This is a genomic window from Algibacter miyuki (assembly GCF_030409805.1).
Classification (GTDB): Bacteria; Bacteroidota; Bacteroidia; order Flavobacteriales; family Flavobacteriaceae; genus Algibacter; species Algibacter miyuki.
In genome coordinates this window covers 748,339-762,631 of record NZ_JAUFQP010000010.1, presented here as the reverse complement: position 1 = coordinate 762,631, position 14,293 = coordinate 748,339, and the positions used below count along the sequence as shown (strand labels likewise).

Here is a 14,293-nt window from a genome sequence, read left to right as displayed (position 1 = left end):
GTTTTAGTAACTCGTTTCGATTTTGGTCATTTTTGCATCACCCCAAAGACTCTCGATGTCGTAATATTCTCTAATTTGTTTTTGGAAAACATGCACTACAACATTAACGTAATCAATCAACACCCATTCCGCATTATCAGCGCCTTCAGTGTGCCAAGGATTATCTTTAAGTTCTTTGCTAACTTTTTTCTGAACCGAATTTACTATAGCGGATACTTGAGTGTTTGAAGTTCCCTCGCAAACAATAAAGTAATCACAAACCGTGTTTTCAATTTCTCTTAAATCTAGTATATTTATTTCTTTTCCTTTAACGTCTTCAATACCACTAAGTATGGTCGCTATTAATTGGTCTGTGTTTATATTTTGTTTCGCCATTAAATTTATTTAATTTGTGCAAAGTTATTATTTTTTTAGTTCTTTATCCTTTAAAATAATCATAAGATTTCAGAGTATTACAATAACTTCCTTATGCGAATAATCAAACTTGATGCCACCAATTCTACAAACAGCTATTTACGCGAATTAATTAGCCAAGACATTGTGGAAGATTTTACTATAATTTCAACTAAAAACCAAACCTTAGGTCGTGGGCAAATGGGAACTGTTTGGGCTTCGGAATCTTCCAAAAACCTTACCTTTAGTTGCTTCAAGGATGTTTCGGGAATCCATGTAGAGCATAGTTTTTATATCAGTATGGTAACCGCTTTGGCAGTGTTAAAAACGTTGCAGGAGTTGGCAATACCCAAAATAAGTATAAAATGGCCTAACGACATTTTGTCAGAGAATAAGAAAATTTGTGGTGTTTTAATTGAAAATGTCATAAAACAAAGTCAGTTACAAGCCTCAATAATCGGAATTGGATTAAATGTAAACCAAACGGAGTTCGATAATTTACCTCAAGCTTCGTCTTTAAAATTGATTTCGGGAAAGGTTTTTGTTTTAGATGAAGTGTTACTTGCAGTGGTTTTAAATTTGAAATATTATTTTGAAATTTTACAAACCGGAAATTTAGAATTTTTAAAATCTACTTATGAAACTCATTTGTTCCGAAAAAATAAACCTTCAACATTTAAAAATGCTGAAGGTTTGATGTTTTCTGGTTTTATAAAAGGGGTTTCCAACGATGGGAAACTTCAAGTTTTGCTCGAAGACGATATTTTAAAAGTATTCGATTTAAAAGAAATTTCGCTATTGTACTAATACTTTTGCTCTAAATGGCTTTAGGCATATTATTCACTAAGGTTTTAATAAAATTGGTAATTGGGCCTTTAATCATCATAGCCATCATAGGGTTGAAATCGCCCGAAAACGATAAATGCACATCGCTATTTCCGTCTGCAGTTTCAACAATATTACCAATTAAAGAAAAATCTAATTTTCCGCCTGCGGCACCTAAAACAATTTTATTTGGAGGAATAACTTCCTTTTTTTCTAAAATAATTTCTGGCATGCCTTTTAAAGCAAAAAGAAATTTATCGTTACCTAAAACTTCAAATTTACTAATGTTTTCAGGCATTAAAGATTCAAAGTTTTTTACGTCTGCTAAAAAGCTAAAAACTTCTTGAGGCGATTTGCTAACGTTAACTTTTGGAGATTCTAAATTCATTATATATGTTTTATGTTCGGTTAAGTTGGGCTGTTACTCGTTAAAAAAAAGATTTTACAGTCTAACAATTAACCTGTTTATATCAAATAGCATTCCATTCACTAGGATTGGAATTCCATTCCGATAAAGTTTTTAATTCTTTTTCAGCAATATAGTTGGTGTCTAAGGCTTGTTCCAGTAGATTTTCGTAATTACTCAAGGTGTTTAAAGTAATATTTTCTGTTTCAAAGTTTTTGGCAGCCACATCAAAACCATATGTAAAAATAGCAACCATGCCTTTCACTTTTATATCGGCTTCTTTAAGTGCTTTTACGGCGTTTAAACTACTTTTGCCGGTGCTAATTAAATCTTCAACAACAACAACAGTTTGTCCGCTTTCAATATGGCCTTCAATTTGGTTTTTGCGTCCGTGCCCTTTAGCATCTGGTCTCACATAAATAAAAGGTAAACCCAATACTTGGGCAACCAACATACCTATACCAATAGCGCCAGTGGCAACACCAGCAATAACGTCTGGTTTTCCATATTTTTCCTCAATATGTTTTGCCATAGTTTGGCTCACATAATTACGGATTGATGGATATGATAAAATGATGCGATTGTCGCAATAAATTGGAGATTTCCAGCCAGAAGCCCAAGTAAAAGGTTCATTCGGACTTAGTTTTATGGCGTTAACTTGCAATAAAACTTCGGCTGTTTTTTTGGCAGTTTCTTTGTTAAATATCATGCTGTAAAATTACGGATAAATTTGCTTTTATTTTAAAGTTGTAAATGGAATAAAAAATTTTTTTTTCAACAACAACTAGATTGTGAGTAAAAATGATATTTTTACCATATCAAAATAAACGAATCTAACTATGCATAAGATTTTTGTAAATAATAAACCTATTGTATTAACAACAAATACAGAAAAGGGTGAAGGCTATAAAACATACAAGCTTAAACGGGTTTTGCTTTATCGCGCGATTCGAAAATTGAATAAAACCGATTTACAAGAAGTTAGACTTACGCATAAAAATGAAAGTAAATTACTTAGTAAGTTTTTGAAAAAGCTACCTAATGTGGTTGCTGGCGGAGGAAAAGTTTATAATGATGAAGGAAAAGTACTATTTATTTACCGAAATGATAAATGGGATTTACCTAAAGGAAAAGCTGAAGATGGTGAAACTATTGAAGAGACTGCCATTCGTGAAGTTGAGGAAGAAACTAAAGTTGAAGGTTTAGAGATTGTTAAACCTCTTGAAACAACTTACCATATTTTTAAAAGAAACGGACGTTATAAAATAAAGGTGACCTATTGGTTTGAAATGAAAACTAGTTTTACGGGCGACTTAAAACCACAGAAAAAGGAAGGGATTACTAAAGTGAAATGGCTTGGTAAAAAGAAAACAGCTAAGGCTTTAGAAAATTCTTATCCTAATATCAAATTGTTATTTTAGGTTGAAAGAAAACTTTATTTAAAATAAAAGAGCGATAATATTCAGAAGTTAATCATTTGAATGTTATCGCTCTTAGTATTTATTATTGTTCAGTTAGCTTTGTTAAATTATACTAGTTTCAAAAACAACTTCACTAGCTAATGTTTTATGTACTGGGCATTTTGAGGCTATTTCTTTTAGTTTCTCTTTTTGCTTATCGTCCAAGTCTCCAACAAATTTCAGTTTCTTACTAATAAAATCTAAACGGGTTGGGGTATCTGTTTCAATACCTAAATCGTCGCTATGTTTTCTGGCATGGGTAACATACACGAAAACTTCTTGTAAATCCCATTTTTTACGTTCCGCATACATTTTTAAAGTCATTGCCGTGCAAGCTACTAATGCGGCATTTAAGTATTCGTATGGCGATGGACCAAAATCGTTGCCACCTACGGAAGCAGGTTCATCTGCAATTAAACTATGATTCTTAGTTTGAATAGAGGTGGTGAAATTATCTTCCACTAAGTTTAAATGTCCAACCAATTGTTCATTATTAGGGTCTAGCATTATATTTTCCTTCGTCGGAAAATAGCGCTGTACCCAAGTACCAATTAAATTTCCAGCATAATTACTATCTCTAGTATTGCTTAGTAAATGGTCGGCTTGATCTAAGGTAACAAAACTTTTCGGGTGATGGGCTTGGTGATAAATTTGTTCCGCATTTTTAATACCCACAATAGTATCTGTGGGCGAATGCATTATTAAAATGGGCTTTCTTAGATTTTTTACTACAGTAGGTAAATCGGTTTTGCCAAAATCTTCAATAAAAGCTTTGTCAATTTTAAAAGGACGACCTCCAATATTGACTTTTGTAGGGCCTTTTTCCTCAAGATCGTCTATGCTATGCGAGAATAAATGTGTTACATGGTCCACTGTGGCGGGCGCACCAATGGTGGCAACGGCTTTAACATTGTCTAGCTTTGCTGCTGCCGAAATTACAGCCGCACCACCTAACGAGTGTCCGACTAATAGGGAAGGTGCTTCGTAATTGGATGCCATGTATTCGCTTACCGCAATTAAATCGTTTACATTAGCCGAAAAATGACTATCTGCAAAATCGCCTTCGCTTTTCCCTAAACCTGTAAAATCGAATCGAACTACTCCAAAACCATGATTGGTTAGGGCGCGACTAATGTTTTTTACCGCACTTAAAGAACTTGTACATGTAAAACAGTGCGCAAATATGGCGTAATAATTGGGTTTTTGGTTGGCAGGTAATTCTAGATAAGCTTGTAATGCTATGCCATCTTTGTTTTCTATTTGTAGTTTTGTGCTTTTCATTTTTGGTCTGTATGTTTTATATTGTCTTCGTTTACATAGTTTGAAAAGTGCTGTAAAAGAAGTTGTAATTTCGGATTAATAAATTGTTTGCAAAATGGTTTTTCAGGATTTTGCCGATAATAATTCTGAATTTCATTTCGCGACGGTTCAAATGCTGAAAAAGGATACACTTGTGTTATTATGTTAGAATCACTTTTCGATTTAAATTCATCTAATAAAGATAAGGCTTCTTTTTGTTGTACTTCGGAAAACGTATAAATAGCCGATCTATATTTAATACGCATCGAGTGATTACTCGTGCTTTTATGTGTTAATAAATGAACCTCTATTAATGTTTTTAGGCTGATTTTCTCCGGTTGAAAATGAACAATTACGGCTTCGGAAAAATTAGAATTTATTCCATGGGAAGCCACGTAACCTTGCTCAACCTTATTGACACCTTTTAATGATTGAAAAACAGCTTCGGTACACCAATGGCACCCGCCGCCTAAAGCTATTTTAGTTTTTCTATCCATTTATTGAGTTCTATGTTCGATGGATTTCTTAACTTTTTTTTACCTATTGTAATCGTTGGGAAATTAAGCTTTCTGTTTTTGTATAGGTTACGCAAATCTTCGGAAGCGCTGTTGTTTTCTTCAACGTCTAGAAAGGTGAAGCCTCGTTTTTTTTCTTCTAGAAATAATTGATAATATTGGGTTTTATGGCATCGTTGTGCGCCGTAAAGTATGATATCCGAAGTTTGAGAATCCATAATTATTTTCTTAATAATATGGTGTTTTGGTCGAGATTATGGAGCTTACATTACAGGGTTTCGTTTAATACCAAAGCTAAAGCAGGATTAAAACAAAATGTAGCTTTTGAAATCAGAATAAACTATTAGAATAGAAAGAGAGAAAAAAGGGTGATTTTCTTTTAAATTATCCTTTTTTAATCGGCTATAAATGAAATGGAATCCCCAACCGAAACTCCCCAAACATCAACCATTCCTGCATTTACTTCTAAAACATATTTTGCTGGTTCGTTGGATGGGAGTGAGGTTTCATCAAAAGGTTTGGCGTTTTTCTGAAAGCTCACAATGTTTTTATCTGCATCGATATAAATAAGGTCAAGCGGTATTTTTGTGTTTTTCATATAAAAATACCGTTCGGTTTCATCTTCAAAAACAAAAAGCATGCCTTGTAGCTTTTCCATGCTACTTCGGTACATTAAACCTGTTTGAATATCGAAATCGGTATCAGCAAATTCGATATCTAAATCTATTTTAGAAGTATCGTTTTTTAAAATGCTTAACGTTCCTTCTTTATTGAAATTAACTTCAGTTTGGGTTATTGTTTTCTTATCATCTTTACAATTGTAAAATGAGAGTATTCCAATAGTTAGCCCTAATATGAGTCCGGCTCTTTTCGCAAACATTTTATTTAACTGCATGTTTCGGTTTGTACATAAACATGAAGTAAAGTCCTAATAGAACAAAAGGAACACTTAGCCATTGTCCAGTGTTTAATGCCCATGTAGCACGCTCGTCTACTTGTGCTTCTTTTACAAATTCGACAAAGAATCTTACCGTCCAAAGTAATACTAAAAACAAGCCAAAAAGAAAGCCTGTTTGGTTCGCTTTAGGCGTTTTTACATAAAAATATAATAGAATTAAAAACACGAAAATATAGCAAAACGATTCGTATAATTGTGCAGGATGTCTATATGGTACGGCTTCTAATAAGGCTGAAAATTGAGGGTTATTAGTAACAGCACTGTAGGCGTCTTGAACATTGTTTATACCGGTACGTTGCATGATTTCACTTTTATAATATTCATCTTGAATAAAACGAACACCAAAACTAGAATCTGTTATTTTTCCTATAATTTCAGAGTTTATGAAATTTCCAATTCTGATAAAAATAGCACCCGAAGCTACAGGAATTACAATACGATCTAAAATCCAAAGTATAGATTTGTAGTTATATTTTCTGCGGTATAAATACATCCCTATAATAATGCCAATAGCGGCACCATGGCTTGCTAAGCCTTGAAAACCGGTGAATTCAAAACCGCCTTTGAATTTAAAAGGAAGAAAAATACTGAAGAAATCTTGAGATATTAATTCTGATTGATAGAAAATAACATGCCCTAAACGTGCCCCAATCATGGTGGCTAAAACGGTGTAAATAAATAGAGGGTCTAAATATTCTATCGCTATTTTTTCTTTGGTAAAAATACGTTTCATAATATACCAACCAATGACAAAGGCGGTAACCCACATGAGGCTGTAAAAATGAATTTTGAAATTTCCAATTATGTCGATTCCTGTTACCGGATTCCAATCAAATTTTAATACTTGCATAAGTTTTGTGTTTCAACGCAAAAGGTACGTTGTATGTGTGTAATATGGTATGGTTTTATAAATTAATTAAGAAGTTCTAAAACTTCAACTTCAAAAATAATATTCGATTTTGCAGGAATACCTCGGGTTCCCGATTCGCCATAAGCTAAATGGTATGGTATAAATAAGGTCGCTTTGTCTCCAACACTTAGTTGTTGTAAGCCTTCTTTAAAACCCGCAATCATTCTAGCATCTGGGCCAATATCGGCAGTGATAGGTTGGTAGCCATTTTGTGCTTTTCTTCGCTCGTTTACAATGTCTAAAGCTTCAGCAATTTCAAGCTTGCTAGTTTCTAATATTTTTCCATCTTCAAAATAAACCGCATAATGTGTTGAAATTTCGGCGGTTTCTGGAAGTTTGATCCCTTTTCCTTTTTCGGTTATAATATATTGAAGTCCTGAAGGTAATGTGATTGCTTTGGCTTTTAGCGCTTTAAATCTATCTTGTGTTGCTTTTAAAATAGCAGCGGCTTTTTCCTTTTTTTCTTTTTCTAATCGTTCCGCTTCAGCAAAATGTTTTACAAAAATATTTGGAGCATCGAACTTTTTAGCTTCTTTACCTTTTCTTATAATGTTTAATTCTTCAATAACAACAGGTTCTAGTGGTTTGTTATTTCTGTCGACAGGAACATTAGATATGGAATCTTGAACATCTAAACCTGAAATTAATTGGCCAAAAACGCTGTGTTTATTGTTTAAATGAGGCTTAGGGATTTCCGTGATAAAAAATTGACTGCCATTGGTGTTTGGACCTGAATTAGCCATCGATAAAACACCGGGTTTGTCATGTTTTAAACTATCGGTGAATTCATCCATGAATTTATAACCTGGATTTCCCGATCCGGTTCCTGTTGGATCGCCAGCTTGAATCATAAATTGGTCTATAACTCGATGAAATATTAATCCGTTATAGAATTTCTTTTTCTTGAAAGCTTTATCAACCATAGTATTTTCACCTTCAGCAAGTGACACAAAGTTTGCGACGGTTATAGGTGTTTCCTTATAAGTTAATTGAGCAAGCATAACGCCTTTGGTGGTAATGAATTCGGCATAAATACCATCTTCTAAATCGGGATATTGCGCTTTACAAGATGTTAGGTTTAACGCCAGTGTTAGTAGTACAAGTTTAAAAACGTTTTTTAATAAATGCATGGTAGTAGTTTTAGTTTTGGGTAATAGAATTTACAGTAACTTTACAAATTAACGGTGTGTTGGGGCCAATTTTGTTTTCATCACCATAATAACCATAAGCACGATCGGACGGAAAAATAAAAGTAACGGTTTCTCCAGCTTTCATTAGTTTTAAGCCATGGCGTAAACCCGTGAAAAGTTCCTGTTTATCCATCGCATAATTTTGAGTTTTTAATTCTTCATTAGAATATATTTCGACACCATTTAGGCTTTTTACATCGTAATCAAAATTTACGATGTCTCCAAATTGTGGTGTTACTAAACTATCGTTTTCAATCTTAGTATGATAGGTGTACCAAAAACCAGATTGCGACGGAATGTAGTTGCTACTATCGGCTTCCATTATTTTTTCTATAATGGCTTTTTCTTTAGCATAACGCTTTTTGTTAATTTCGATAGAAGCATCAATAAACGATCCTGATTTTGTAGAAATCGGTCGTCTAGCTTCCGGGCTTTTGCAATTGAAAATGAGCAATACAAAAGCGATGGTGAGTAATTTATTCATTATTCAAAGCGTCGTTATAGCTGGGTAATATACTAATAAATTTTTGTACAGTTTCTTCTAAAGTTAAGTCGCTTTTGCCTCCAGCTGCGTTTGTATGGCCGCCACCTTGGAAGTGTGCACGAGACATTTCGTTTACCGAAAAATCACCTTTCGAACGTAACGATATTTTAATAATGCCTTCCTGTTTATCTTCAATAAAAATAGCTGCGAGTACTACACCATCGAGTGATAAACCGTAATTTACAATGCCTTCTGTGTCTCCTTTTTTATAGTTGAAACGGTTCAATTCATCTTGAGATAAAGTAATGTAAGCGGCACGCGATTCTGGCACAACACGTAAATTGCTTAATGCACAACCCAAGAGTTGTAAGCCTTGGTAGCTATTTGTGTCGTAAATGCTATTGTGAATATGTGAATTATCGGCGCCTTTTTCAATAAGTTTGGCTATAATTTCATGGGTTTTATTGGTGGTCGATTGGAAACGGAATGATCCTGTATCCGTCATAATGCCTACATAAATACAAGTTGCTGTATCAGCATCGATTAAGGCGGTGTCTCCCAACATATCAATAAAATGATACACCATTTCGCAGGTAGAACTCATGCTCACATCACTATATTGATACGTTGCATAATCGTCTGGAGATTGATGGTGATCTATCATTATTTTCAATGCGCTACTATTAGATAGTATATGTTCCATGTTTCCTGTTCTGTGGAAGGCGTTAAAATCTAAAGTAAAAATAATATCGGCCGATTCAATTAAGCTCTCACATGTTTTAGTTTGATAATCGTAAATTAAAATAGAATCATTTCCAGGTATCCATTTTAAAAATGTGGGATAATCATTAGGTACCATAACGGTTGCTTTATGGTTGCCTTTTAGTAGGTAATGATAAAGGGCTAAAGTGGATCCAATAGCATCTCCATCTGGATTTTTATGCGGAACAATAACTATTTTTTTTGGACTAGATAATAGTTGTTTTATATTGGAAATGTCTGTTTTTTTCATAGGAAACGAAGATACAATATAAAAATAAAGCCTTAAAATAGATAGTTGTACTTTTATAGAAATATTAACGGTAATGCACTATGAAATTCTTGTTTAAATATAAGATTTTAAAGTTTGTTTATTTGAAGTGCTATTCTAGTTGGTTGTATGCCTTTATGTTACCAATATGTTGTGGTGGAAATTTTTGCATTCTTAATTAATGTGAAACCAAATTTAAAACTGTACTTTTGCAGAAATTTAAAAAAACGAAAATGTCAACAAATAGAACATTTACAATGCTTAAGCCAGATGCTGTTGAAAACGGACACATTGGTGCAATATTAGAAAAAATTTCAGCTTCAGGATTTAGAATTGTAGCTATGAAATTAACTCAAATGACAAAAGCTGATGCTGAGTCGTTTTATGCAGTACACAACGAACGTCCATTTTTTGGAGAATTAGTTGAGTTTATGACTAGAGGCCCTATAGTGGCAGCTATTTTGGAAAAAGAAAATGCAGTTGACGATTTTAGAACCTTGATTGGTGCTACAAATCCAGCAGATGCTGCTGAAGGTACTATTCGTAAAATGTTTGCGACGTCTATGGGCGAAAATGCAGTACACGGAAGTGATAGTGATGAAAATGCAGCTATTGAAGGTGCTTTCCATTTCTCGGGGAGAGAAATGTTTTAAGTACGTTTAGTGTATATTAATAAAAAAATCCTGCTATAATAAGCAGGATTTTTTGTTTCTAAAAGTAAAGATGTGTTTTAAAATAATATTGCGTTTGCGATACTTAATGCTTCTTTACTCATTTATGCAAATCAAAAAAGCCTATCAAAATAAATTGATAGGCTTTCTTTGTAAATTTTAGAATCTATATATAATTAGATTACTTTTACGTTTACGGCGTTTAATCCTTTTCTACCTTCTTGTAGATCGAATTCAACTGCATCACCTTCACGAATTTCATCGATTAATCCAGAAATGTGTACGAAATGTTCTTTGTTGTTGTCATCTTCAGTGATGAATCCAAATCCTTTAGAATCATTGAAGAATTTTACGGTACCTTTACTCATTTTAATGTGTATTATAATAATTAAGTGCCAAAGATAATGTAAAAATCAATATGTTGGCAATATATTTTAAAATATTTATATAATTTTTTTAGGGCTAATTATCTTAAAACCAGTTTTTTAATAATATCCTTGCCTAATTCTTCATTTAAAAGGTCTATTATTTTTTGTTTTCCGTAGCTTAATTCTTCTCTTAAAACACTTGAAGACAGTTGTATGTATAAAGTTTCGCGCTCTAATGCTACCGATGTGGTGTAATTATTTACACCATTACCCATAAGTTTCTCCCAAGCTTCAGCCACGTTAACTTTGTCTAAGCCTTTTTCTAATCTGTTGGTTTCTACAAATTCTTTTAATGCGTCGGAAATGCTTAAGTTTTCGTTATTTCGTTTTGCCATGAGGTTAAATTTTTGAGGGTTTTACTAAGTTTAGATAATCTGTATTATACATTATTTGTATTTCAAAATGGTGTGGAATTCAATTTAAAATTTACAATTTAAAAATCTCATACGATTGGTGCACTTGCTTTACTGCATTTTCAGTACGTTCGGCATGTGTATCGCTAATAAAAAGTTGTCCGAAATTTTCATCGTCCACCAATTTTATAATTTGCGCCACCCGTTGCTCATCTAATTTATCGAAAATATCATCTAATAATAAGATGGGGTTTACACCGCTTTGTGCTTTTATAAAATCGAATTGCGCGAGTTTTAAAGCGATTAAAAACGATTTTTGCTGCCCTTGACTTCCAAATTTCTTGATTGGGTGTTCCGAAATGTTAAAGTTTAAATCGTCTTTATGGATTCCAACACTAGTATACTGCAGTGCACGATCTTTATTTATAACCTTATTTAACAAGGTGTTTAAATCGTTTTCAAATAAATCACTTTGGTAATTTAAATCTACCGTTTCATTGCCGTTACTTATGGCTTCATAACGCGACTTAAAAATGGGGATAAAGGTTTTTAGAAAAGCATCTCGTTTTTCAAAAATCTGGGTTCCAAAATCGGTTAATTGGCTGTTGTAAACGTCTAGTGTATCTTTATTATAGGTGTGGTTTAGTGCAAAATACTTCAGTAAAGCATTCCGTTGCGCTAAAATTTTATTGTAATTTATTAAGTAGTTTAAGTAGCTCGTGTCGCTTTGCGAAATTACGCTATCTATAAATTTGCGTCTGGTTGTACTACCTTCAATAATTAAATCGCGATCGGCCGGTGAAATAATTACAAGTGGCAAAAAACCAATATGCTCGCTAAATTTTTCATAAGCTTTGCTGTTGCGTTTTATTACTTTTTTTTGTCCGCGTTTTAAACTTACAATTACTTTTTCTGGTTTTTCGTCCTTTATATAGTCGCCGTTCACCACAAAAAAGTCTTCGTCATGCTTAATATTTTGCGTAGCGATAGGATTAAAATAACTTTTACCGAAGGATAAATGATAGATAGCGTCGAGCACATTGGTTTTTCCAATGCCATTATTTCCAACAATACAATTAATTTTCTCGTTGAAAGTAAACGTTTTACTATCAAAATTTTTATAATTGAGTAACGAAAGTGATTTTAAAATCATAGAAAATAGCAACTTTAAGCGCGTTAAGAGAGTGAACTCTTAAAAAGAAGTGCAAATTATTGAAAAATATCAAATAAATAACCTTTTAGTTATGAAGAAAAATTATATTTTTGCGCCACATTAACAGAAAGATAAAAATGGCAACTTATAATAAAAGAGGTTACAAACCAAAAACGAAAGTAGAAAAGGAACACGATATCGAAGAAGGTTCAACAACTGCAGAAGTTTTTAACACGCTTGACGAAACAGCTTCTAAAACAGAAGACTTTGTAGCGAAAAATCAAAAATACATTTTCATCATTATTGGTGTAGTTGCCTTGGTGGTTTTAGGTTCTTTAGCTTATAAAGAATTTGTATCTAGCCCGAAACAAGAAAACGCAATGAACGATATGTTCCAAGCGCAAAAATATTTTGATGAAGCCGTAACAGGTGTAGCGTCAGATTCACTTTATAATTTAGCCTTAAATGGTGGTGAGGGGAAATTTGGTATGCTAGATATTATTGAAGAATATAGCGGAACCGATGCTGCTAATTTAGCAAGCTATTATGCAGGTACAGCGTATTTAAGATTGAAAGATTATAAAAATGCGGTAGAACATTTATCTAACTTTGATAGTGATGATGAAATTTTAGCGCCTTTAGCAAAAGGAAATATTGGTGATGCCTTTGTGCAATTAAACCAAAAAGACGATGCTTTAGACTATTATGAAAAAGCGATTGCCATGCGTAACAACGAATACACAACACCAATGTATTTATACAAAGCAGGTACTATTGCTTTAGATTTAGGAAAGGCTGATAAAGCGTTATCTTATTTCGAAAGAATTAAAGAAGATTTTCCAAATGCAACCGAAGCTGCTACCGTAGATGTATTTATTGGTAAAGCTCAGGTTTTGGCTAACAAATAAAAAATTGCGTTAACATATATGGCAACGGCAAACAATAATTTATCCGAATACGATAAAACAACAATCCCAAATGCGAAAGGTTTTCGATTTGGGATTGTTGTTTCAGAATGGAATGATACCATTACAGAAGGCTTATTTCAAGGCGCAAAAGAAGCCTTGTTAGAACATGGCGTATTACCCGAAAATATTGTGCGTTGGGATGTGCCAGGAAGCTTTGAGCTTATTTATGGTAGCAAAAAAATGCAACAACAAATGGTGAACGCCGTTATTGCTATTGGGTGTGTTATTCAAGGTGAAACCAAACATTTCGACTTTGTATGCGAAGGGGTAACGCAAGGCATTAAAGATTTAAATGTACTGCGTGAAACACCTGTTATTTTCTGTGTGCTTACTGATAATAACATGCAACAATCTATAGATCGTTCTGGAGGAAAACACGGTAATAAAGGTACCGAAGCGGCTATTGCTGCTATAAAAATGGCTGAATTACGTAAAAACAGCTAAATCTAAACATCTTTTTTTTTACAGATTATACAACGCGGGTAAGTGTATTGCCTGTTGTATGGTGATGGGGTAAAATGAAGTTGATGGATGTTTGTTTAGTCTGTTTCTGTTTAAACCCTGTTCTTAATTCTTGCAGAAAGCCGTTTTTAATCTTTTTAAAGATCAGAAATTCTCTGTTTTGTTAACAATTTTTAAGATGACTATCCTTAATATCTGTCTATTTTTAAGTATTTTTGATTTATAACCGCACATCATTTTGTTTAAACCACGTAAACATAAAACATTTAATTATCAGTCTCGTTTTACGCAAGATAAAACGGCCGATTCTAGTTTAAATGAAACTGCTAACCGCAAAGATTATATTTCTAAATGGAAAGAAAATCGAGAGGTTAAACGTAAAGTGCGTGGCACAATGCCAGTAAAAACCTTAATTTTATTTTTGGTATTATTATTGATTTGTATGTATTTATTAGAAAAAAAGTATATGTAGTCAAATCATTTTAAAAAACACAGAAATCATGGGAATCTTAAAGGCGAAAAAAAACAAAAAATTCAGTTATACACCACGTTATTTTGACGATAAAGGTGAAGGAAACCCTTTTGAAATTAAACATAAATTTGACGAATTTCGTACTACTGTAGGCGAAAATAAAGGGTTTAAAGCAAAGCTAAACCACGCCTTAAGCGAACTTAAAGACAATCGAGATAAAGAAGCCAATAGACGCATATTAGTAATTGCAGCTGTTTTAGTGCTTATTTTTCTATTTATCATCGATTTCGATTTATCTATATTCTTTTCTAAATAA

The 14,293-nt window shown here is 33.2% G+C and carries 21 protein-coding genes; 7 read left to right on the top strand and 14 right to left on the bottom strand.

Translation table 11 applies throughout. The features are described from left to right. Window positions 1-3: 3 nt before the first annotated feature. Window positions 4-375 (bottom strand): ribosome silencing factor, encoded by a 372-nt coding sequence (gene rsfS / locus QWY92_RS11240; RefSeq protein ID WP_290271293.1) that lies wholly within the window; start codon window positions 373-375, stop codon window positions 4-6. Between the two features lie 93 nt (window positions 376-468). Between rsfS and QWY92_RS11235 the strand changes: the two genes are divergently transcribed. Beyond that, the gene (locus tag QWY92_RS11235) at window positions 469-1,200 is read left to right on the top strand and encodes a biotin--[acetyl-CoA-carboxylase] ligase (RefSeq protein ID WP_290271291.1); all 732 of its coding nucleotides are present in this window, start codon (window positions 469-471) and stop codon (window positions 1,198-1,200) included. Between the two features lie 10 nt (window positions 1,201-1,210). Here the strand turns inward: QWY92_RS11235 and QWY92_RS11230 are convergent, their stop codons facing one another. Continuing rightward, window positions 1,211-1,606 carry an SRPBCC family protein gene (locus tag QWY92_RS11230; protein WP_290271289.1) on the bottom strand — a complete coding sequence of 132 codons (396 nt, stop codon included), beginning with the start codon at window positions 1,604-1,606 and terminating at the stop codon, window positions 1,211-1,213. Between the two features lie 82 nt (window positions 1,607-1,688). After that, window positions 1,689-2,333 carry an orotate phosphoribosyltransferase gene (gene pyrE / locus QWY92_RS11225; protein ID WP_290271287.1) on the bottom strand — a complete coding sequence of 215 codons (645 nt, stop codon included), beginning with the start codon at window positions 2,331-2,333 and terminating at the stop codon, window positions 1,689-1,691. 130 nt (window positions 2,334-2,463) lie between these two features. On the opposite strand from pyrE, the gene QWY92_RS11220 reads away from it, so the two are divergent. Then, window positions 2,464-3,045, top strand: a complete 582-nt coding sequence (locus tag QWY92_RS11220; RefSeq protein WP_290271285.1) for an NUDIX hydrolase — start codon at window positions 2,464-2,466, stop codon at window positions 3,043-3,045. A gap of 102 nt (window positions 3,046-3,147) precedes the next feature. Here the strand turns inward: QWY92_RS11220 and QWY92_RS11215 are convergent, their stop codons facing one another. The 8 genes from QWY92_RS11215 to QWY92_RS11180 all read right to left on the bottom strand — a co-directional run bounded on the left by QWY92_RS11215 (window position 3,148) and on the right by QWY92_RS11180 (window position 9,452). After that, window positions 3,148-4,365, bottom strand: a complete 1,218-nt coding sequence (locus tag QWY92_RS11215) for a bifunctional alpha/beta hydrolase/OsmC family protein (protein WP_290271283.1) — start codon at window positions 4,363-4,365, stop codon at window positions 3,148-3,150. Further along, window positions 4,362-4,880 carry a peptide-methionine (S)-S-oxide reductase gene (locus tag QWY92_RS11210; RefSeq protein ID WP_290271281.1) on the bottom strand — a complete coding sequence of 173 codons (519 nt, stop codon included), beginning with the start codon at window positions 4,878-4,880 and terminating at the stop codon, window positions 4,362-4,364. The genes QWY92_RS11215 and QWY92_RS11210 overlap by 4 nt, the downstream gene beginning before the upstream one ends. Then, window positions 4,859-5,116 (bottom strand): thioredoxin domain-containing protein, encoded by a 258-nt coding sequence (locus QWY92_RS11205; RefSeq protein ID WP_290271279.1) that lies wholly within the window; start codon window positions 5,114-5,116, stop codon window positions 4,859-4,861. Before QWY92_RS11205 ends, QWY92_RS11210 begins: the two co-directional genes overlap by 22 nt. Window positions 5,117-5,292: 176 nt before the next feature. Continuing rightward, a complete protein-coding gene (locus QWY92_RS11200; protein WP_290271277.1) occupies window positions 5,293-5,793 on the bottom strand; it encodes a DUF192 domain-containing protein in 501 nt (166 codons plus the stop codon). Then, window positions 5,780-6,706, bottom strand: a complete 927-nt coding sequence (lgt, locus tag QWY92_RS11195; RefSeq protein ID WP_290271275.1) for a prolipoprotein diacylglyceryl transferase — start codon at window positions 6,704-6,706, stop codon at window positions 5,780-5,782. Before lgt ends, QWY92_RS11200 begins: the two co-directional genes overlap by 14 nt. 62 nt (window positions 6,707-6,768) lie before the next feature. Continuing rightward, window positions 6,769-7,896 carry a peptidylprolyl isomerase gene (locus QWY92_RS11190; RefSeq protein ID WP_290271273.1) on the bottom strand — a complete coding sequence of 376 codons (1,128 nt, stop codon included), beginning with the start codon at window positions 7,894-7,896 and terminating at the stop codon, window positions 6,769-6,771. Between the two features lie 10 nt (window positions 7,897-7,906). Beyond that, entirely contained in the window at window positions 7,907-8,440 is a 534-nt protein-coding gene (gene gldI / locus QWY92_RS11185; RefSeq protein WP_290271270.1) for a gliding motility-associated peptidyl-prolyl isomerase GldI, read from the bottom strand. Continuing rightward, entirely contained in the window at window positions 8,433-9,452 is a 1,020-nt protein-coding gene (locus tag QWY92_RS11180; protein WP_290271268.1) for a DHH family phosphoesterase, read from the bottom strand. The genes gldI and QWY92_RS11180 overlap by 8 nt, the downstream gene beginning before the upstream one ends. Window positions 9,453-9,703: 251 nt before the next feature. Here QWY92_RS11180 and QWY92_RS11175 point away from each other — a divergent pair, with 251 nt between their 5' ends. Continuing rightward, window positions 9,704-10,123 (top strand): nucleoside-diphosphate kinase, encoded by a 420-nt coding sequence (locus tag QWY92_RS11175; protein ID WP_290271266.1) that lies wholly within the window; start codon window positions 9,704-9,706, stop codon window positions 10,121-10,123. Between the two features lie 194 nt (window positions 10,124-10,317). Here the strand turns inward: QWY92_RS11175 and QWY92_RS11170 are convergent, their stop codons facing one another. The 3 genes from QWY92_RS11170 to recF all read right to left on the bottom strand — a co-directional run bounded on the left by QWY92_RS11170 (window position 10,318) and on the right by recF (window position 12,075). Further along, on the bottom strand, window positions 10,318-10,509 hold the full coding sequence (locus QWY92_RS11170; RefSeq protein ID WP_034044451.1) for a cold-shock protein: 192 nt from the start codon (window positions 10,507-10,509) through the stop codon (window positions 10,318-10,320). A 98-nt stretch (window positions 10,510-10,607) separates the two neighbouring features. Beyond that, complete coding sequence (locus tag QWY92_RS11165; RefSeq protein WP_290271257.1) at window positions 10,608-10,904, bottom strand: DciA family protein; 297 nt, start codon at window positions 10,902-10,904, stop codon at window positions 10,608-10,610. A gap of 91 nt (window positions 10,905-10,995) precedes the next feature. Further along, complete coding sequence (gene recF, locus QWY92_RS11160) at window positions 10,996-12,075, bottom strand: DNA replication/repair protein RecF (RefSeq protein ID WP_290271254.1); 1,080 nt, start codon at window positions 12,073-12,075, stop codon at window positions 10,996-10,998. Window positions 12,076-12,212: 137 nt separating this feature from the next. Here recF and QWY92_RS11155 point away from each other — a divergent pair, with 137 nt between their 5' ends. The 4 genes from QWY92_RS11155 to QWY92_RS11140 all read left to right on the top strand — a co-directional run bounded on the left by QWY92_RS11155 (window position 12,213) and on the right by QWY92_RS11140 (window position 14,293). After that, window positions 12,213-12,983 (top strand): tetratricopeptide repeat protein, encoded by a 771-nt coding sequence (locus QWY92_RS11155; RefSeq protein ID WP_290271252.1) that lies wholly within the window; start codon window positions 12,213-12,215, stop codon window positions 12,981-12,983. 18 nt (window positions 12,984-13,001) lie between these two features. Continuing rightward, the gene (ribH, locus tag QWY92_RS11150) at window positions 13,002-13,487 is read left to right on the top strand and encodes a 6,7-dimethyl-8-ribityllumazine synthase (RefSeq protein ID WP_290271251.1); all 486 of its coding nucleotides are present in this window, start codon (window positions 13,002-13,004) and stop codon (window positions 13,485-13,487) included. 256 nt (window positions 13,488-13,743) lie between these two features. Continuing rightward, on the top strand, window positions 13,744-13,977 hold the full coding sequence (locus QWY92_RS11145) for a hypothetical protein (protein WP_290271250.1): 234 nt from the start codon (window positions 13,744-13,746) through the stop codon (window positions 13,975-13,977). A gap of 28 nt (window positions 13,978-14,005) precedes the next feature. Beyond that, a complete protein-coding gene (locus QWY92_RS11140) occupies window positions 14,006-14,293 on the top strand; it encodes a riboflavin synthase subunit beta (RefSeq protein ID WP_290271249.1) in 288 nt (95 codons plus the stop codon).